This window comes from Streptomyces sp. SS8, from assembly GCF_054072955.1.
On the sequence record NZ_JBSVCZ010000003.1, the window covers coordinates 69,044 to 87,464 of the forward strand.

At 73.4% G+C, this 18,421-nt stretch carries 17 protein-coding genes; 12 read left to right on the forward strand and 5 right to left on the reverse strand.

Annotated elements, in window-relative coordinates; genetic code table 11:
* Positions 1 to 50: 50 nt before the first annotated feature.
* Positions 51 to 257, reverse strand: coding sequence for a DUF397 domain-containing protein (locus tag ACW69E_RS04230; protein ID WP_093847141.1), 207 nt, complete (start codon positions 255 to 257; stop codon positions 51 to 53).
* Positions 254 to 1,141, reverse strand: coding sequence for a helix-turn-helix domain-containing protein (locus ACW69E_RS04235; protein WP_457496810.1), 888 nt, complete (start codon positions 1,139 to 1,141; stop codon positions 254 to 256). Before ACW69E_RS04235 ends, ACW69E_RS04230 begins: the two co-directional genes overlap by 4 nt.
* 504 nt (positions 1,142 to 1,645) lie before the next feature.
* On the opposite strand from ACW69E_RS04235, the gene ACW69E_RS04240 reads away from it, so the two are divergent.
* The 4 genes from ACW69E_RS04240 to ACW69E_RS04255 all read left to right on the forward strand — a co-directional run bounded on the left by ACW69E_RS04240 (position 1,646) and on the right by ACW69E_RS04255 (position 6,110).
* The gene (locus ACW69E_RS04240; protein WP_457496811.1) at positions 1,646 to 3,859 is read left to right on the forward strand and encodes an RNA degradosome polyphosphate kinase; all 2,214 of its coding nucleotides are present in this window, start codon (positions 1,646 to 1,648) and stop codon (positions 3,857 to 3,859) included.
* Positions 3,843 to 5,033: a CHAD domain-containing protein gene (locus ACW69E_RS04245; protein ID WP_457496812.1), complete on the forward strand. Its 1,191-nt coding sequence runs from the start codon at positions 3,843 to 3,845 to the stop codon at positions 5,031 to 5,033. The genes ACW69E_RS04240 and ACW69E_RS04245 overlap by 17 nt, the downstream gene beginning before the upstream one ends.
* Positions 5,033 to 5,530, forward strand: coding sequence for an NUDIX hydrolase (locus ACW69E_RS04250; RefSeq protein WP_457496813.1), 498 nt, complete (start codon positions 5,033 to 5,035; stop codon positions 5,528 to 5,530). The genes ACW69E_RS04245 and ACW69E_RS04250 overlap by 1 nt, the downstream gene beginning before the upstream one ends.
* Before the next feature lie 157 nt (positions 5,531 to 5,687).
* The gene (locus tag ACW69E_RS04255) at positions 5,688 to 6,110 is read left to right on the forward strand and encodes an Hsp20/alpha crystallin family protein (protein WP_457496814.1); all 423 of its coding nucleotides are present in this window, start codon (positions 5,688 to 5,690) and stop codon (positions 6,108 to 6,110) included.
* 50 nt (positions 6,111 to 6,160) lie between these two features.
* On the opposite strand, the gene ACW69E_RS04260 is transcribed toward ACW69E_RS04255, so the two are convergent.
* Positions 6,161 to 6,988 carry a class I SAM-dependent methyltransferase gene (locus ACW69E_RS04260; RefSeq protein ID WP_457496815.1) on the reverse strand — a complete coding sequence of 276 codons (828 nt, stop codon included), beginning with the start codon at positions 6,986 to 6,988 and terminating at the stop codon, positions 6,161 to 6,163.
* Between the two features lie 71 nt (positions 6,989 to 7,059).
* Positions 7,060 to 8,565 (reverse strand): carboxylesterase/lipase family protein, encoded by a 1,506-nt coding sequence (locus tag ACW69E_RS04265; RefSeq protein WP_457496816.1) that lies wholly within the window; start codon positions 8,563 to 8,565, stop codon positions 7,060 to 7,062.
* 502 nt (positions 8,566 to 9,067) lie between these two features.
* Here ACW69E_RS04265 and mshA point away from each other — a divergent pair.
* The 8 genes from mshA (at position 9,068) to ACW69E_RS04305 (ending at position 16,929) form a co-directional block, all read left to right on the forward strand.
* Entirely contained in the window at positions 9,068 to 10,387 is a 1,320-nt protein-coding gene (mshA, locus tag ACW69E_RS04270; RefSeq protein WP_457496817.1) for a D-inositol-3-phosphate glycosyltransferase, read from the forward strand.
* Positions 10,380 to 10,916 carry a YbjN domain-containing protein gene (locus ACW69E_RS04275; protein ID WP_457496818.1) on the forward strand — a complete coding sequence of 179 codons (537 nt, stop codon included), beginning with the start codon at positions 10,380 to 10,382 and terminating at the stop codon, positions 10,914 to 10,916. Before mshA ends, ACW69E_RS04275 begins: the two co-directional genes overlap by 8 nt.
* 228 nt (positions 10,917 to 11,144) lie before the next feature.
* Entirely contained in the window at positions 11,145 to 12,368 is a 1,224-nt protein-coding gene (locus ACW69E_RS04280; RefSeq protein ID WP_457496819.1) for a substrate-binding domain-containing protein, read from the forward strand.
* 5 nt (positions 12,369 to 12,373) lie between these two features.
* Positions 12,374 to 13,129, forward strand: coding sequence for an ABC transporter ATP-binding protein (locus ACW69E_RS04285; protein WP_457496820.1), 756 nt, complete (start codon positions 12,374 to 12,376; stop codon positions 13,127 to 13,129).
* Positions 13,126 to 13,953 (forward strand): ABC transporter ATP-binding protein, encoded by an 828-nt coding sequence (locus ACW69E_RS04290; RefSeq protein ID WP_457496821.1) that lies wholly within the window; start codon positions 13,126 to 13,128, stop codon positions 13,951 to 13,953. The genes ACW69E_RS04285 and ACW69E_RS04290 overlap by 4 nt, the downstream gene beginning before the upstream one ends.
* On the forward strand, positions 13,953 to 14,825 hold the full coding sequence (locus ACW69E_RS04295; protein WP_457496822.1) for a branched-chain amino acid ABC transporter permease: 873 nt from the start codon (positions 13,953 to 13,955) through the stop codon (positions 14,823 to 14,825). The genes ACW69E_RS04290 and ACW69E_RS04295 overlap by 1 nt, the downstream gene beginning before the upstream one ends.
* The gene (locus tag ACW69E_RS04300) at positions 14,822 to 15,973 is read left to right on the forward strand and encodes a branched-chain amino acid ABC transporter permease (protein WP_457496823.1); all 1,152 of its coding nucleotides are present in this window, start codon (positions 14,822 to 14,824) and stop codon (positions 15,971 to 15,973) included. Before ACW69E_RS04295 ends, ACW69E_RS04300 begins: the two co-directional genes overlap by 4 nt.
* Positions 15,970 to 16,929, forward strand: coding sequence for an alpha/beta fold hydrolase (locus tag ACW69E_RS04305; RefSeq protein ID WP_457496824.1), 960 nt, complete (start codon positions 15,970 to 15,972; stop codon positions 16,927 to 16,929). Before ACW69E_RS04300 ends, ACW69E_RS04305 begins: the two co-directional genes overlap by 4 nt.
* An 81-nt stretch (positions 16,930 to 17,010) precedes the next feature.
* Here the strand turns inward: ACW69E_RS04305 and ACW69E_RS04310 are convergent, their stop codons facing one another.
* The gene (locus ACW69E_RS04310) at positions 17,011 to 18,354 is read right to left on the reverse strand and encodes an MDR family MFS transporter (RefSeq protein WP_457496825.1); all 1,344 of its coding nucleotides are present in this window, start codon (positions 18,352 to 18,354) and stop codon (positions 17,011 to 17,013) included.
* Positions 18,355 to 18,421: the final 67 nt, after the last annotated feature.

Below are 18,421 nucleotides of genomic sequence, written 5' to 3' on the forward strand. Positions count from 1 at the left end.
ACGTAGAGGCGACCTCTGACAATCAGTCCGAGCGGCTGTGGAGGGCCCGGTCAGCGACCGGCGGCGTACGCGGTGAAGTCGGCCCACGCCTCCGGCGTGAACGTCAGCCGGGCTCCCCGTATGCGCTTGGAGTCGCGGACGTGGACCGTGCCGGAGGCGGTGGCGACCTCAACACACGCGGGTCCATCGTTGGTGCTGTGGCTGCTCTTGGTCCACTCCAGCTCCGAGCCGTCTCCGGCGGAGGGCTTGAGAGTCATGTCATCTCTCCCAGCACTTTCCTGATGAAGGCCAGAGACTCACGCGGTGTGAGGGCCTGGGCACGAAGCATGCCATACCTCATCTCCAGAATCCGCACCTCTTTCGGGTCGGAGATCAGGCGGCTGGTGAGCTGAACTTCGTTCTGGGCGACTGCTGTTCTGTCCTTGAAGCTCAGAACCCTCAGCGATCCGCTGAGCGCGGCATGCTCCTCGATCTCCGTGGGCATCACCTGGATCTTGACGTGCCGCAATTCGCTCAGTTCCAGGAGATGTTCAATCTGGCGTCGCAGGACAGCCCTGCCTCCGAGCGGGCGCCGAAGTGTGGCCTCTTCCTGAACAAAGGTCAGAAGAGGGGCGGGATGCCGCGTCAGGATCTCCTGCCTGGCCATGCGTGCGGCCACCAGTCGTTCGAGTTCCTCCTCACTGCATGCGGGGAGGCGCAGGCCGAACAGCGCTCTCGCGTACTCCTCTGTCTGGAGGAGGCCGTCGATGACGGTGTTGGTGTACGACCCCACCTCCACGGCCTCGGACTCCAGCTTGGCCAGATCCCGCACCTTCTTCGGGTAGCTGGCCTCCTCCACGTCCTTCTTCATCGCGGCGAGCTTGCCGTCCGCGCCCATGACCCGGTCCGCCTTGGTCAGGAAGTCCGGGTGCGGCAGCCGCTTGGCGCGCTCGACGGCCGAGACCATGCCCAGGCTGTAGCCGATGGCGTCGCCCAGCTCCTGCTGCGTCAGGCCCGCTCCTTCTCGCCACAGCTTGATCTGGCGGCAGGTGGCCCGGATCGCCGGGCCGTAGTCGTCCTCCCAGTCCTCTTCCCAGGAGGCGCCGTCCGCGCCGTCGGTGGTGTGGTCCGAGCGGTCCCTGCCGCCGTTGTCCGTGCTCATTCGCACCATCCCCTCAGTCACGCCCGTGTCCAACAGGCCCGCCCCCGGCCCGTCACCCCGTACAGGCCGCACAGATCCGGCCCGCGATTCCACAGCGCCCGATGTCCGGAACACGGCCGGAACGCCGCCATCGACCACGGTAGTGATGTATCGGTCACTATGGGTCACAAGGGTTCGAAAATCGCTCGAACGAGGAATTCCGCCTCGCCCGGCCCCGGCTCGTACCCCACTTCGCCCCCACCCCGGCGGCGCCCGCCGCACCCCGCCGTACACTCCCGGAGCACCGCCGCGACGGTTCGCCGGAGCGAACCGTTCCGGCGCGCGGCACCCGCGCGAAGTGCGGGGATCGCCTGACAGCCATGTCGGCTTAACCGGCGATTCAAACTCGCTTGCGAGCATCGCGGAATGCAGCCCGTCGTGCCGAAGGCGTCGGCCCCGGGGCCACGCCCCGGGCCGCAGCTTCCCGACGCGCCGTTGCCTCTGGCGGCGCGGAACAATGGAGGAATGAGCCAGCCTGTCCAGCCTTCAGTCGGTTCCATCGCCGCCTCGCGCCCGCACGCCATGATCGCGCCGGGGCACGCGCTCGAGCCCGGCCTCGACGCCGACTCCGACGCCTACCGGGAGGGCGAGGGCCCCGACGGGGCGGACGAGGAGCTGCCGCAGGGACGTTTCCTCGACCGGGAGCGCAGCTGGCTCGCCTTCAACGAGCGGGTGCTGGAGCTGGCCGAGGACCCCGCCACGCCGCTGCTGGAGCGGGCGAACTTCCTGGCCATCTTCGCCAGCAACCTCGACGAGTTCTTCATGGTGCGCGTCGCCGGCCTCAAGCGCCGTATCGCCACCGGGGTGGCCACCCGCTCCGCCTCCGGCCTCCAGCCGCGCGAGGTGCTGGAGCTGATCTGGAACCGCTCGCGCGAGCTCATGGCCCGGCACGCCGCCTGCTTCCAGCAGGACGTCCTGCCCGCCCTGGCCGACGAGGGCATCCATCTGGTGCGCTGGCCGGACCTCACGGAGAAGGAGCAGGCCCGCCTGTTCACCCTCTTCCGGCAGCAGATCTACCCCGTGCTGACCCCGCTGGCGGTGGACCCGGCGCACCCCTTCCCCTACATCTCCGGGCTGTCGCTGAACCTGGCCGTGGTGGTGCGCAACCCGGTCAGCGGGCACAACCACTTCGCGCGGGTGAAGGTACCGCCGCTGCTGTCCCGTTTCCTGGAGGCCTCCCCGCAGCGCTACGTGCCCATCGAGGACGTGATCGCCGCCCACCTGGAGGAGCTGTTCCCCGGGATGGAGGTCCTCGCCCACCACAGGTTCCGGGTCACCCGCAACGAGGACCTGGAGGTGGAGGAGGACGACGCCGAGAACCTGCTGATGGCGCTGGAGAAGGAGCTGATGCGGCGCCGCTTCGGCCCGCCGGTGCGCCTGGAGGTCGAGGAGTCCATCGACCCGTACGTGCTGGACCTGCTGGTGCGCGAGCTGAAGGTCACCGAGGCCGAGGTCTACCCGCTGCCCGGCCCGCTGGACCTCACCGGCCTGTTCGGGATCGCCTCGCTGGACAGGCCGGAGCTGAAGTACCACAAGTTCGTCGCCGGCACCCACCGCGACCTGGCCGAGGTCGAGTCGGCCTCCGCACCCGACGTCTTCGGGGCGCTGCGCGAGCGCGACGTGCTGCTGCACCACCCCTACGACTCCTTCTCCACCTCCGTGCAGCGCTTCCTGGAGCAGGCCGCCGCCGACCCGGACGTGCTGGCGATCAAGCAGACGCTGTACCGCACCTCCGGCGACTCCCCGATCGTGGACGCGCTGATAGACGCGGCCGAGTCCGGCAAGCAGGTGCTGGTGCTGGTGGAGATCAAGGCCCGCTTCGACGAGCAGGCCAACATCAAGTGGGCGCGGAAGCTGGAGGAGGCCGGCTGCCACGTCGTCTACGGCCTCGTCGGCCTCAAGACGCACTGCAAGCTGTCGCTGGTGGTGCGGCAGGAGGGCGAGACGCTGCGCCGCTACAGCCACGTCGGCACCGGCAACTACCACCCCAAGACCGCCCGCCTGTACGAGGACCTGGGCCTGCTGACGGCCGACCCGCAGGTCGGCGCCGACCTGTCCGACCTGTTCAACCGGCTGTCGGGCTACTCGCGCCGCACCACCTACCGCCGGCTGCTGGTCGCGCCCAGCTCGCTGCGCGACGGGCTGATCCAGCGCGTCAACCGGGAGATAGCCCACCACCGGGCCGGGCGGCCGGCGTATGTGCGGATCAAGGTCAACTCGATCGTCGACGAGGCGCTCGTCGACTCCCTCTACCGCGCCTCCCGGGCCGGGGTGCCCGTGGATGTGTGGGTGCGCGGCATCTGCGCGGTGCGGCCGGGGGTGGCGGGGCTGTCGGAGAACATCCGGGTGCGCAGCGTGCTGGGGCGCTTCCTGGAGCACTCCCGGGTCTTCGCCTTCGCGGGCGGAGGCGATCCGGAGGTGTGGATCGGCAGCGCCGACATGATGCACCGCAACCTCGACCGGCGCATCGAGGCGCTGGTACGGGTCACCGACCCCGGCCACCGGGCCGCCCTCGACCGGCTGCTGGAGACCGGCATGGCGGACACCACCGCCTCCTGGCACCTCGGCCCGGACGGCGAGTGGACGCGTCACGCGACCGACGCCGAGGGACGGCCCCTGCGGAACGTCCAGGAAATGCTCATCGACGCCCGGAGGCGCCGACGTGGTCCAGCCACATGACCTGCCCCTCAACGCGGCCGACGGGGGAGGGGAGCCGTATCCGCAGACGCTTCCGGAGGTCCGCGAGGACCCCGGCGAGGCGCCCTTGGATCTGGGGGAGGCCACGGCGGGCGAGGTGCTGGCCGAGTACCTCCACCGGCAGGCCACCGGTTTCCTGCGCGGCCTGCGGCTGCACGAGGAGAGCGCGGGCAGCGCGGAGTCTGCGGCCGTCGCGGCCGAGGCCGTGCGGACGATGCGCCGCTGCGCCCGCCGCATCGGCGCGGCACTGCGGGTCTACCGGCCGCTGACCGAGGCGGCCCGGGCCGACCAGCTCTGCTCCGAGCTGGCCTGGCTGTCGGGCGTGCTGGGGCGGGAGCGGGCGTACGAGGCGCGGCTGGAGAGACTGCTGGGGGCGCTGCACCGGCTGTCGTCGGCGCCGACGGGGGCCGTGGGCGCCGAGCCGCCCGGCCCGCCCGCCCAGCGCGGCTCCTCCTCATCCGGCGGCGGCCTGGGGATCGGGGCGGCCCGCGCCGGGGCGCTGCTGGAGCGGCAGCTCACCCTCGCCCGGACCCGCGCCCACTCCGCAGCCCTCCAGACGCTCGGCTCGGCCCGCTTCCACGCCGTGGCCGACGCGGTCGCCGTCCTGGCCTCCGAGGCGCCGCTGACCGGCGAGGCCGCCGCCCGCCCGGCCGTACGCGTGCTGCCGCCGCTGGCCGAGCTGGCCCACCGGCGGGCGGCGGAGGCGGTGGAGGCGCTGCCGCTGACCCGGGCCCGCCAGTCGTACAACGGCGAGGCGTTCGCCCACACCCTCGTCGTGGACGGGGAGCTGGACGCGGCCTGGAACCAGGTGCGGCTGCTGGTGCGGTTGCGCCGTTACGCCCACGAGGTGCTGGGCGCCGACGATCCCGCGCTGACCGCCGCGAGCCGGGCGCTGGACCGGCACCGGGACGCCGCCGAGGCCGCCTCCGCGGCGGCCGCCGCGGCCCGCACCCCCCGTATCGCCCCCGCCACCGCCTACGCGCTGGGGGTGCTCCACGCCGACCAGCGGCACGAGGTGGAGGCGGCGAGGTTCGGCTTCGGGCGGCTGTGGCGCCCGGCGGCCTCCGCCCACCAGAGCCGGCAGGCGGGAGCGGACCGGCGGGCGCCCGGGGCGGACGCGGCCGCGGTGGCCTCCGGTGCGGAGCGGGGCCGCTGATGGGCGGCCCGGGCGCCGGCCCCGCGCCCGGCTCCGGCTCACGCTCCGGCCCCGGCCCCGGCACGCGTACGATCCGCGCGGCCGGCTGTGTGCTGTGGCGCCGTACGCGCTCCGGTGCGGGGGCGGGCGCCTGCGCCGGCGAGGCGGGCATCGAGATCGCGCTCGTCCACCGGCCCAAGTGGGACGACTGGTCGCACCCGAAGGGCAAGCTCAAGCAGGGCGAGGCGGCCCTGCCCGCGGCGGTGCGCGAGGTGCGCGAGGAGACCGGCATGTCCTGCACACCGGGCGCGGTGCTGCCCACCACGCGCTACGAGACCGGCGGCCGCACCAAGGAGGTCCGCTACTGGGCCGCCGAGGCGACCGGCGGGGCGTTCACCCCCGGAGACGAGGTGGACCGGCTGCTGTGGCTGTCCCCGGAGGAGGCCCGGCGGCAGCTCACCCAGGAGCAGGACCGGCTGCTCGTCGACGCCCTGCTGGCGGCCCTCCACCTCGACTGAGACCCGGCCGGACTCCCTCACCGCACCTCTGAAGAGACCGCTCTGACCTGCCCTTTCGATAAAGTTGAGTCCGCACTTGTCAATTTTCCTCCCTGGAGTTATATATGGAGTCAGAGGGCATCACAGGACGCAGTGCCAGGGAAGGAGATGACCCGTGATGCTGATGCGCACCGACCCGTTCCGTGAGCTCGACCGCCTCACCGAGCAGCTGCTGGGCACCACCGCCCGCCCGGTCGGAATGCCGATGGACGCCTACCGCTCCGGTGACGACGTGGTGGTCCACTTCGACCTCCCCGGCGTCGACCCGGAGAGCATCGACCTCGACGTCGAGCGCAACGTCCTGACCGTCCACGCCGAGCGCCGGTGGCTCGGGCCGGAGGACGCCGAGCGGATCGCCGCCGAGCGGCCCACCGGCAAGTTCAGCCGCCAGATCTTCCTCGGCGACACCCTCGACACCGACCGGATCGACGCCTCGTACGACGCCGGTGTCCTGACGCTGCGCATCCCGGTGGCCGAGCAGGCCAAGCCGCGCAAGATCCAGATCAGCGGCGGCTCCGGAAAGAAGCAGCTGACGAGCTGAGCGGCCGGCCCCGAGGGCGCCGGGGCCCGAGGAACTCGAGACCCGCGCCCTCACATCCCCTTCCTGCCGCTGCCGCCCGGCGCCAGGGCCTCCCACCGCACGGTGACCTCGCCCTGGCGCCAGCGGCGCGGTCCGTCCACGACCGGCCAGCGGGCGGCGACCTCCTTCACCGAACGCATCCAGCGCTGCCGCGCGCCCAGCGCGGCGTACGGTGAGGCCGCCGCCCAGGCCCGGTCCATGTCGAGCAGGAAGGCGTGCACCGGCTCACCGGGCACATTGCGGTGGATGAGCGCCTTGGGCAGCCGTTCGGCCAGGTCGGAGGGGGCGCCCAGGGAGCCGAGCCGGGTCGCGAACGTCACCGTGCGCGGCCCCTCCGGGCCGATCGCCACCCACACGTGCCGCCGCCCGATCTCGTCGCACGTCCCCTCCACCAGCAGCCCGCCGGGCGCCAGGCGGGCGCGCAGCCGGTCCCAGACGGGGGCGACCTCCCGCTCGTCGTACTGCCGCAGCACGTTCGCGGCCCGGATCAGCATGGGCCGCCGCCCGTCCGGCAGCGGCACCTCGAAACCGCCGTGGGCGAAGACCAGACCGGGGCGCTCGTAGGGGCGGGCCGCCTCGACCCGTGCCGGATCGATCTCGATCCCGGTGACGCTCACGGACCCGCACGCCGCCCGCAGCCGCTCCAGCAGCTCGACGGCCGTCCAGGGTGCGGCGCCGTACCCCAGGTCCACGGCGACGGGGCCGTACGGGCCGGCGGCGCGGCGCAGCGCGGGCCCGTGGACGGCGGCGATCCAGCGGTCCATGCGCCGCAGCCGGTTCGGATTCGTCGTTCCCCGCGTGACGGCCCCCACGGGCCGCTCCGCCCCACGCCTGCCCATGCCCGCAACCCTACGGTTTCCGCCGGGGCGCGGTTACCGCTGCCGCCCGAGGTCACGAGGCCTCGCCGCCCTCACGGACGCAGGACCGGAAAGTCGGCCCTGGCCCAAAGAGCACGGATGGCGGCGGCTCTGTCGTCGACGGGGTCGTCGTCGGTGCTCCATATCCTCGCCTGGACGGTGGATTCGTCGACCGACGGCCAGCCCGGGTCTCCGGTGGCGGCGAAATCGGCCCACGCGCGCATCATGCGGCGCGCCAGTCCGTGATCCGCGGGTGTGGGCGCGCCGCCGATGAGGAAAGCCAGGCAGTCGGTGTCGAGGTTGCCGAAGGCGAAGGGGATGTCCGCACAGTGCCAGGCCCGGACGGCCCCGTGCGGGCCGGTGCGCCGACGATCGAACCGCGACAGGAACGCCCTGCCACCGGCTCGGGCGTGAATCTCGGCGAGCCGATTGCTGTACTCGCCGAACAGCAGATCCCCGAAGACGGCGAGGTAGACGTCGAGCACCGGGGCGTGGTGGGGCATCGCGGCGCGGTAGCCGGCCACCAGACCGTCGGGGAGGCCGAAGCCTTCGGCGAAGACAGCCAGCTGTTCGTCAGTGGTGACCCTGGCGCTGCTGCCGACGGCGTCGAGCAGCCAGTACTCCTCCGTGGTGTGGCAGACCAGCAGGTCCACTCCCCGGGTCGCACCGGCGGCCATCCCGGTGAGGGGGTCGGCGGGCAGGACACCGCCGTCGAGGACGGGAGCGTAGAGCGAGGGGTCGTAGTGGCGGGACCCGGAGGCGGGATCCCGCCGGTAGTCGTCGACCACTTGGTCGGAGGCGGCGACCAGGGCGTGCGGAGTCACAGACGTCAGGCCCTCCACCGTGGCGGGGCAGCCCGCCGCGGCGGCGATCTCGCGGGTGGTCGCCGCCGCGATCTCGTGTGTGTAGCAGGGACTGGCGGCGCTGTGGGCGATGGCGCGGTGGAACAAACCCCGGGCGCGGTCCATCACCATCAGGCACGCGACCGAAGAGGCTCCCGAGGACTGGCCGGCGACCGTGACGTTGCCGGGATCACCGCCGAAGGCGGCGATGTTCTCACGGACCCAGCGCAGGGCTGCGACTTGGTCGAGCAGGCCCCGGTTGTCCGGGTAGGCGGTCGCTTCCGCGTCGGGGATGTGGCCGAAGCCCTCGAAACCGAGCCGGTAGTTGAGGGTGACCACGACCAGATCGGCGCGAGCCAGCGCGGTGCCGTCGAAGTCGGGCTGAGCCGAGGAACCGAAGGTGTAGGCACCGCCGTGGATCCAGACCAGGACAGGCAGACGGCCGCCCTCGGGGGCCGGGGTCCATATGTTGAGGGTGAGGACGTCCTCGTCGCCGGCCGACCACACCGGTGAGCCGGGCAGCTGCGCCGACTGCGGGGCGATGGGGCCGAAGGCCGTGCAGTCCCGTACTCCGGTCCATGCCGGTGCCGGGAGCGGTTCCCGGAACCGGTTGGCGCCGAACGGCGGCGCGGCGTAAGGGATGCCGAGGACGGCCACGACTTCGGCGGAGGCCCGAAAACCTCGGACCGGACCGTTCGTCGTCCTGAAGAGGTCCATGGGAAGAACGCCTCTCATCTCGTGACGCGCCAGATCGCCGGGAGGACGAGGCCCCAAGCCTTGCATCGCGCGGTACGCCATGACCAACACCGGGATCACGACGATCGACGCGCCGGTGATGTCAATCGCCCGCCGCCACCAGTTCGCGGTGTCGGCGGACGGCGGCACCTTCGAACGATCAACGCACCACCCGGGGATGATCACGTGGTCGTGGAGGCGCAGGCGCGTGACCACGGGTTCTCGCCGGCTTGGCGGGATGGGATCCGAAGACGCCGGCGAGAGGGCCGGACGCCCGGCGAGAGGGTTGGCGAGAGGGCCGGCGAGGTGCCGCGCACCGGCGTGCTCCGCCTGCCGTGCGGGTGACCGCCGGTGCCCGCGCCGAGCCGTCGCGTCACGTTTTGGCAAAGCGGGCGGGCGCGGGAAGGGAACGGCCCCCGCCGGTGTTGACGACCCGAGAGAGCGGACGGTCGCTCGGCGTCCCATCCCGGAGGAGGCAGCGCAGGTGAGCCCGCACCCCACCAGGCTCGGTCGGCGGCTGCACCGGTTCACGCGACGGCCCCGCCGCGTGGCCATGCTCAGCGTCCACACCTCGCCGCTGCACCAGCCCGGCACCGGCGACGCCGGCGGCATGAACGTCTACATCGTGGAGCTGGCCAGGCAGCTCGCCGCCCAGGGCACCGAGGTGGAGATCTTCACCCGCGCCACCGCCGCGGCCCTCCCGCCCGCCGTCGAGCTCGCCCCCGGCGTACTGGTGCGGCACGTGGACGCCGGCCCCTACGAGGGGCTCGCCAAGGAGGACCTGCCCGCCCAGCTGTGCGCCTTCACCCACGGAGTGATGCGCGCCTGGGCCCGCCACCGGCCCGGCCACTACGACCTGGTCCACTCCCACTACTGGCTCTCCGGCCACGTCGGCTGGCTCGCCGCCGAGCGCTGGGGCGTCCCCCTGGTGCACGCCATGCACACCATGGCCAAGGTCAAGAACGCCGCCCTGGCCGAGGGCGACACCCCCGAGCCCGCCGCCCGCGTCATCGGTGAGACGCAGATAGTGCGGGCCGCCGACCGGCTCATCGCCAACACCGCCGAGGAGGCGGGCGAGCTCGTCCACCACTACGGCGCCGACCCCGCCCGCACGGCCGTCGTCCACCCCGGCGTCAACCTCGACCGCTTCCGGCCCGCCGACGGCCGCGCCGCCGCCCGCGCCCGCCTGGGCCTGCCGCAGGACGCCTTCATACCCCTGTTCGCCGGGCGGATACAGCCGCTCAAGGCCCCCGACGTCCTGCTGCGCGCCACCCGTCTGCTGCTGGACGAGGACCCCTCCCTGCGCGAACGCCTCGTCGTCCCCGTCGTCGGCGGGCCCAGCGGCAGCGGGCTGGCCAAGCCCGAACAGCTCCAGAAGCTCGCCGCCCGCCTCGGCATCACCGACGTGGTGCGCTTCCACCCGCCGGTGGGCCAGGAGCTCCTCGCCGACTGGTACCGCGCGGCGAGCGTGCTGGTGATGCCCTCCCACAGCGAGTCCTTCGGCCTGGTCGCCGTCGAGGCGCAGGCGTGCGGCACCCCCGTCGTCGCCGCGTCCGTCGGCGGACTGCCGGTGGCGGTGCGCGACGGGGTCAGCGGCTTCCTCGTGGACGGCCACGAGCCGGCCGGCTACGCGCGGGCGCTGCGGTATCTGATCGACGGCCGCGAGCTGGCGGCCCGTATGGGCGAGGCCGCCGCCCGCCACGCGAGCGGTTTCGGCTGGGACACCGCCGCCGCCACCACCGCCGAGGTGTACGCCGAGGCGATGACCGGACGCCGCCGTCACCTACGATCGGCGCATGGGTGACAAGCGCGACAACAGCGGCGGCGGCAACAGCGGCGGCGAGGCGACCGCGAGGGCCAGGGCCGCCATCGAGCGGACGCTGCGCGAGGCCGAACTGGAGTGGGAGAGCCCGTCCGACGGCAACTACGTCGTCACACTGCCGGGCACCCGCAAGCTCTCCACGACCTGCTCCCTGATCGTCGGCAGACACTCCCTGTCCGTCAACGCCTTCGTCGTCCGCCGCCCGGACGAGAACCACGCCGAGGTCCACCGCTGGCTGCTGGAGCGCAACACCCGCCTGTACGGCCTGGGCTACGCCCTCGACAGCCTCGGCGACGTCTATCTGGTGGGGAAGCTGCCGCTGCCGGCCGTCACCCCCGAGGAGGTGGACCGGCTGCTCGGCGTGGTCGTGGAGAACGCCGACGGGGCGTTCAACACCCTGCTGGAGATGGGCTTCGCCACCTCCATCCGCAAGGAGTACGCCTGGCGGACCTCCCGCGGCGAGTCCACGCGCAACCTGGAGGCTTTCGCGCACCTGCTGCGCGACGAGTGAGCGGACGGGCGGGCAGGCGGAACGGCGGGCGGTCCGGCGGGGCCGCACCGCGCGAGCGGGACGCCCCGGCGCACATGTGGCCACAGCCCATGCGCCGGGGCCTTCCTGTGTACGGCACGGACATTGCCGGTGGATGCGGGTGGGGCGGACGCTGCCAGGCATCACCACCGCGAGCCGGCCACCCACCGGTGGCCGCCCGTACACGATCCGCCGAGGAGCCCTCCCGCCATGCGCAGACCCGCCATCACCTCCCTCGCCGCGGCAGCCGTGGCAGCCGCACTCGCCACCTCCTGCTCCAGCCCCGGCTCCACCGCGTCCGGCGACGGGGGAGCGAAGGAGGTCGAGGTCGCCCTGATCACCTCCACCAGCGGCCCGCTGGCCTCCTACGGCGAGCAGTACCTCCAGGGCTTCGAGGCGGGGCTCGACCACGCCACCGGCGGCACGGGCAGGATCGACGGCGTCGAGATCAAGGTCAGCAGGTACGACGACGGCGGCGACCCCGCCAAGGGCGTCTCGCTGGCCAAGAAGAGCGCCGGCCAGGGCGTGCGGATCATCGCCGGCACGGCCGCCTCCGGCGTCGCCACCCAGATCGCGCCGGTCGCGGCCCAGAACAAGATCCTCTACATCTCCGGCCCCGCCGCCACCGACGCCCTCACCGGCGCCAACAAGTACACCTTCCGCTCCGGGCGCCAGACCTTCCAGGACGTGGCCACCGCCCAGCAGATCCTCATGAAGCAGGACGACGGCGAGGGCGGCGGGAGCGGCGAGGGCGGCAAGGGGAAGAAGGTCGTCGTCCTCGCCCAGGACAACGCCTTCGGCCAGGCCAACGTCGCCGCCGTCGAGAGCGTGCTCGGCACCGGCGGCACCACCGTGGACTCCGTCCTCGCCCCGCCCAGCGCCACCGACCTCACCCCGACCGCCACCAAGGTCAAGGCCGCGAAGCCCGACATGGTCTTCGTCGCCTGGGCCGGCGACACCGCCCAGTCGATGTGGACCACCCTCGACCAGCAGGGCGTGCTCGACGCCGCCACCGTCGTCACCGGACTCGACAGCCGTGCCAGCTACCCCGTCTTCGGCAGGGCCCGCGACAAGGTCACCCTCCTGGCCCACTACGTGCCCGGCGCCATCGACACCCCCGAGGCGGAGGCCGTCGAGGAGTACTTCGGGAAGAAGGGCTGGAAGACCGACCTGTTCACCCCCGACGGCTTCAACGCCGCACAGATGGTCGCCCAGGCCGTCCGCGAGGCCGGAGCCGACGGCGACACCGACGCCATGGTCGAGGCCCTGGAGGGCCACACCTTCGCGGGCGTCAAGGGCGAGAACACCGTCCGCGCGAGTGACCACGCCCTGCTCCAGCCCATGTTCCAGGCGGAGTTCGACGGCGACACGCCGAAGGTGGTCCTCACCGCCGACGCGCAGGGGGTCGCCCCCGCCGAGAAGAAGATCGGCTGACGGCTGTGGCACCTGTCCTCGAACTGAGCGGACTGAGCTGGTCCGTCGGTGCGGCGACCATCGTCGACGGGATCGAACTGGCTGTGGAGGAAGGTGAGTTCGTCGCCGTCATCGGCCCCAACGGCGCCGGCAAGACCTCCCTGTTCAACCTCGTCTCCGGCATCACCCGCCCCACCGCGGGCGCCGTCCGCCTGGACGGCGCCGACATCACCGGCCTGCCGCCCCACCGCCGCGCCCGCCGCGGGCTGGGCCGCACCTTCCAGTCCTCCTCCGTCTTCCCGACCATGACCGTGGCCGAGCACGTCGCCCTGGCCGCCCGCGCGGCCGGCGCGAAGCGGGTCGCGGAGGACGGGGAGGGCGTGCGGGGCGTACTGGAGCGCGTACGGCTCGCCCACCGCGCCGGCGACCTCGCCGGAGGCCTGTCCCACGGCGACAAGCGCAAGCTGGAGCTCGCCGTGCTGCTCGCCCCCACCCTCGCGCGGGGCGGCTCCTCACCCGGCGGGCCCCGTCTGATGCTCCTGGACGAGCCCATGGCGGGCGTCGCCGCCGAGGAGGTCGGAGAGCTGACCGATGTCGTCCGCACCCTCCACCGCACCGAGGGCCGCACCGTGCTGATGGTCGAGCACCACATGGACATCCTGCTCGGCCTGGCCGACCGGGTGGCCGTGATGCACCACGGCACCCTGCTGGCCACCGGCACCCCCGACGCGGTGATGGCCGACCCGACCGTCCAGGAGGCGTACGTGGGGGAGGAACTGTGAGCACACCGGCCGGGCACGAGAGCCCGCCGCCCATCCTGTCCGTGCGCGACCTGCGGGTGCGCATCGGCCAGTCCAGCATCCTCCAGGGCGTCGGCTTCGACGTCGCCCCCACCGGCACCACCGCCCTGCTGGGCCGCAACGGTGTGGGCAAGACCACCACCGTCCGCGCCGTGCTGGGCCTGCTGCCCGAGGAGGGCGAGGTCACCGGCGGCACCGTCCGCCTGGACGGCGAGGACGTCACCGGCCACCGCACCCACACCGTGGTACGGCGCGGCATCGGCTACGTGCCCGAGGACCGCGGGGTGTTCGGCACCCTCACCGTCGCCGAGAACCTCACCCTCGCCGAACGCGCCGGCGGCCCCCACCACTACGACCTCGTCCACGACCTCTTCCCCGAGCTGAAGACCCGGCGCGCGCAGCGGGCGGGCACCCTCTCGGGCGGTCAGCAGCAGATGGTCGCCCTCGCCCGCGCCCTGCTCAACGACAACCGCCTGGTCATCGTCGACGAGCCGACCAAGGGGCTGGCGCCCCGCGTCGTCACCGAGGTCGCCGAGGTGCTCCAGCGCGCCGCCGAACGCGTCCCCGTGCTGCTGGTCGAACAGAACCTGGCCGTCGTACGCCGCCTGGCGCGCGACGCCGTGGTGCTGGACGCGGGCCGCACCGTCCACACCGGCGACGCGGCCGAACTCCTCGCCGACCGCGAGCGCACCACGAGCCTGCTCGGCGTCGGCCGCCACGAGCGGTCCGGGCAGGCCGGGGCGCAGCCCGGGGCGCGGTCCGAGGCGCGGGAACAGCGCGAGCACGCGACCAAGGAGGCCACCTGATGAGCACGCTGGTCCTGCTCACCCTCACCGGACTGGGCCTGGGCGCCCTGTACTTCCTCATCGCCTCCGGCCTCGCCCTGATCTTCGGCCTGATGGACGTCCTCAACTTCGCCCACGGCGCCTTCCTCACCGTCTCGGCGTACGCGGCCTGGCGCACCGCCGAGACCGTCGGCGGCACGGGCGGCCTGGCGCTGGCCGCGCTGGTCGGCACCGCCACCGGCGCGCTGCTGGCGATCGTCGTCGAACTCGTCCTCATCCGCCGCCTCTACGGCCGTCCGCGCGAGCAGATCCTGGTCACCGTCGGCCTCTCGCTGGCCGTCCCCGCGCTCGTCCAGGCCGTCTGGGGCGCGGACTCCCGCCCCTTCCCCGTCCCCGACGCGCTGTCGGGCACGGTCTCGGTGCTGGGCGCGCAGGTGCCGGTCAGCCGCTTCGTGCTGATCGCGGTGGCCCTCGCGGTGCTGGCGGCCGTCAACCTCTTCCTGTCCCGCACCCGCTACGGACTGATCGTGCGGGCGGGCGTGGAGGACCGGGCGATGGTCACCGCCCTGGGCATCGACGTCACCCGCGCCTTCACCCTCGTCTTCGCCATCGGCGGCGCCCTCGCCGGACTGGCGGGCGTACTCGGCGGGCTCTACTTCGGCTCGCTCTCACCCCACCAGGGCACCTCGCTGCTGGTGTTCGCCTTCGTCGTGGTGGTCATCGGCGGCATGGGCTCCATCCCCGGCGTGGCACTCTCCGCGCTCGCCGTCGGCCTGGTGCAGCAGTACGCCAACTACTACGTCGACGGCTACGGCGACTTCGCCGTCGTCGTACTGCTCGCGGCCGTCGTCCTCGCCCGCCCCGCACCCCGACTCGCAGGAGGAGTCGCATGACAGCCTCCCCGGCCGCCAAGGCCGCCGCACCGCACTCCTCCGGCGAGCGGCCCGCGCCCACCACCGGACCCGCCGGGTCCAAAGGCCCCGCCGCCCGGCCCGCCCGCCGCCGGCGGGGGTTGGCCGCACCGGCCGCCGTACTGGCGGCCCTGGCCCTGCTGCCGTACTCCGCCCTGGAGATCCCGGTACTGCTCGACGGCCCGGTCAACTCGCCCGGATCGCTCCAACTGCTCGCCCTGTGCCTGGTGTTCGGCGGACTCGCGCTCGGCTACGACCTGATGTTCGGCCGCACCGGCCTGCTCTCCTTCGGTCACGCCCTCTACGTCGCCGGCGGCGCGTACGGCACCCAGCTCGCCATGACCGAACTGGGCCTGGGCCTCCTCCCCGCCGTCGGCCTGGCCCTGGCGGGCGGCACGGCAGCCGCCGTCCTCCTGGGCGCCGTCTCGCTGCGCGGGCTGGCCCTGGGCGGCATCGGCTTCGCCATGGTCACCCTCGCCTTCGCCCAGGCCGGATCGATCTGGGTGCAGCGCAACCCGGGCGGCCTCACCGGCGGCGAGGAGGGCCTGCCGCTGCACACCGGAGGGGTGCCGGACGCGCTGGTCGGCGTGGAGAACACCGCCAACGTCTACTGGCTGGCCCTGGCCTACCTCGCCCTGACGGCCGCAGTGGTGTGGACGGCCGTTTCCCGGCCGGTCGGCAGGGTCTGGCAGGGCATCCGCGACAACGAGCAAAGGGTCTCCGTCCTCGGCTACGACCCGTTCCGCCACAAGCTCGGCGTCTTCGTCCTGGCCTCCGCCCTCGGCGTGCTGGGCGGTGCGACGCACCTGCTGGTCACGGCGGGCGCCACCCCGCGCTCCAGCACCCCGGAGTTCACCCTCACCCTGCTGGTGATGGTCGTCCTGGGCGGCAGCGGCACCCGCTGGGGCCCGCTGATCGGCGGCGTGCTGTTCACCTTCCTCGACCAGCGGCTGGCGGTGCTGGCGAGCTCGGACCTGGTGCACGGGCTGCCGGGTATCCTGCGCGCGCCGCTGTCGGAGCCGATGGTCGTCCTCGGCACGCTGTTCGTGATCGCCGTGTACGCGGCACCGGGCGGCATCGCGTCGATACGGCGCTCGCTGACCTGGCGGAGAGGAGAGGAGGCCCGATGACGGACCCGACGACGGACCCGACGACGGACCCGACGACGACCGGACGCACCCGGCGCACCGGACGCACCGCGGAGGAGACGGCCGTCCCGGTGCGTGGAGGGGAACTGGCCGTCTCCCGGTGGCCCGGCACCGGGGAGCCGGTGATCGCCCTGCACGGCATCACCGCCAACGGCCGCTCCTTCGCGCCCCTGGCCGCCGCCCTGGGCGAGGGCACCCCGCTGTACGCCCCCGACCTGCGAGGCCGGGCGCGCAGCGCCGCGCTCCCGGGGCCGTACGGGCTCGCCGCCCACACCGAGGACGTCATCGCCCTCCTGGACCACCTGGGACGGGAACGCGTGGTGCTGGTCGGCCACTCCATGGGCGCCTTCGTCGCCGCGCTGACGGCCGCCCGCCACCCGGACCGGATCGCGGGCGTGGTGCTGGTGGACGGCGGCGTGGGCTTCCCCGCCCCCGGGGGGACGGACATCGACGAGCTGCTGGAGGCCGTCATCGGCCCGGCGATGCGGCGGCTGTCGATGACCTTCCCCGACCGGGAGGCGTACCGCGCCTTCTTCCGCGAGCACCCGGCCCTGGGCCCGCACTGGAACGACGACGTCCAGGCCTATGTCGACCGCGATCTGGTGGGACGGGAACCGGAACTGCGCAGCAGCTGCGTACTGGAGGCGGTACGGGCCGACGGGGCGGACGTCCTGGCCGGCCCGGAGACCCTCGCGGCGGTACGGACCGCCGCCTCGGCCGGGGTGCCCATGACCCTGCTGTGGGCCGAGCGCGGCATGCTGGACGAGCCGCGGGGGCTGTACGACGAGGACCGCCTCGCCGCGGCCGGTCTCGGCCCGGGGCATGGCAGCGGTGTGACCGTGCGGTGCGTGCCCGGAGCCAACCACTACTCCGTCCTGCTCGCCCCCGGCGCCACGGCGGCCGTCCGCGCGGCACTGGACGCCGTACGGACCGCCTGACCCGCCTCAGGACCGCCCGAAACGCCGCCGCCCGCGGGCGGCGGCGTGTCGCCACGGGGGCTGCCGGGGCGGCCCCTCCCTTCATCGGCCCGCGGCCGAACCGACCCCGTCCGCCGCGTCACTCGCCGCAGCCGTCCCTGCGCCCGACGCCTCCGCGTCCGCGGCCCCGCCGCCCTGCCGGGCCGCGGCCCGCACCAGCAGCACATAACCCGCCGCCGCGACCGCGCCCACCACCGCCGAGGCCGCCCACAGCGTCCCCGCCCCCCAGCGGTCGATCACGGACCCGGCCGCCAGCGGCGCGACCAGCGCGGCCAGCGACCAGGAGAGCGTGTACACCCCCTGGTACCGCCCCCGCCCGTGCACCGGGGAAAGCCGCGCCACCAGCCCCGTCTGGACGGGCGCGTTGACGATCTCGCCGAGCGTCCACACACAGATGACCAGCGCGTACGTCCCCGTCGACCCGGCGAACGCCGTCAGCCCCATCCCGCCCCCCACCAGCAGCGAGGAGACCACCAGCAGCCGGGTAGGGTCCCGGCGCTCGATGAGGCGGGTGACGGGGATCTGGAGGACGACGATCAGCACGCCGTTCGCCGCGATGGCCAGCCCGTAGTCGGAGCTGCCCAGCCCCTTGGCGGCCATGTCCAGCGGCAGCGCCACGTACGCCTGCATGAACAGCACCGACACCAGGAAGCTCAGCCCCACCACGGCCATGAACGGCCCGTCCCGCAGCACGTCCCCCAGGGACACCCCGGCCGCCCCCTTGCCGCCCTCTCCGCCCTTCCCGGCGCGCCCGGCCACCGCGTCCGTCCCCGCCACCGCGTCCGGCCCCGCCACCGCGTCCGTCCCCGCCCCCGCGTCCGGCCGGGACTCCGGGAGCTTGACGTAGACGAGCACCGCGCACACCAGCGTCAGCGCCGCCTCGCCGAGGAACAGCAGGAGGTAGCCGTGCTCGGCGATCAGCCCGGCGGCGGAGGCCGAGACGGCGAAACCGAGGTTGATGGCCCAGTAGTTGAGCGAGAACGCCCGCATCCGGTCCTCGGGCGCCACGATGTCGGCGATCATCGCCTGCACCGCCGGACGCGAGGCGTTGCTCGTGGTGCCGACGGCGAAGGCGGCCGCCGCGATGGCGACCGGATGCTCCATGAAGCCCAGCAGCGCCACCGAGAACGCCGTACCGAGCTGTGAGGCCAGCAGAGTCGGACGCCGCCCCAGCCGGTCGGTCAGCACCCCGGCCCCGACGGAGGAGGCCACCCCGCCCAGCCCGTGCAACGCGGCGACCAGACCGGCGTACGTCGCGGAGTGGCCGCGCTCGACGGTCAGGTACATCGCCAGGAAGGTGGCGACGAAGCCACCGAGCCGGTTGACCAGCGTGCTCGTCCACAGCCACCAGAACGCTCGGGGCAGCCCCGACAGACTCCGCACCACGGTACGCCTCCCACAACCCGTCGGCCGGTGACGGCCGCCCCTGGAGCACGCACGCTACGGACGTCCC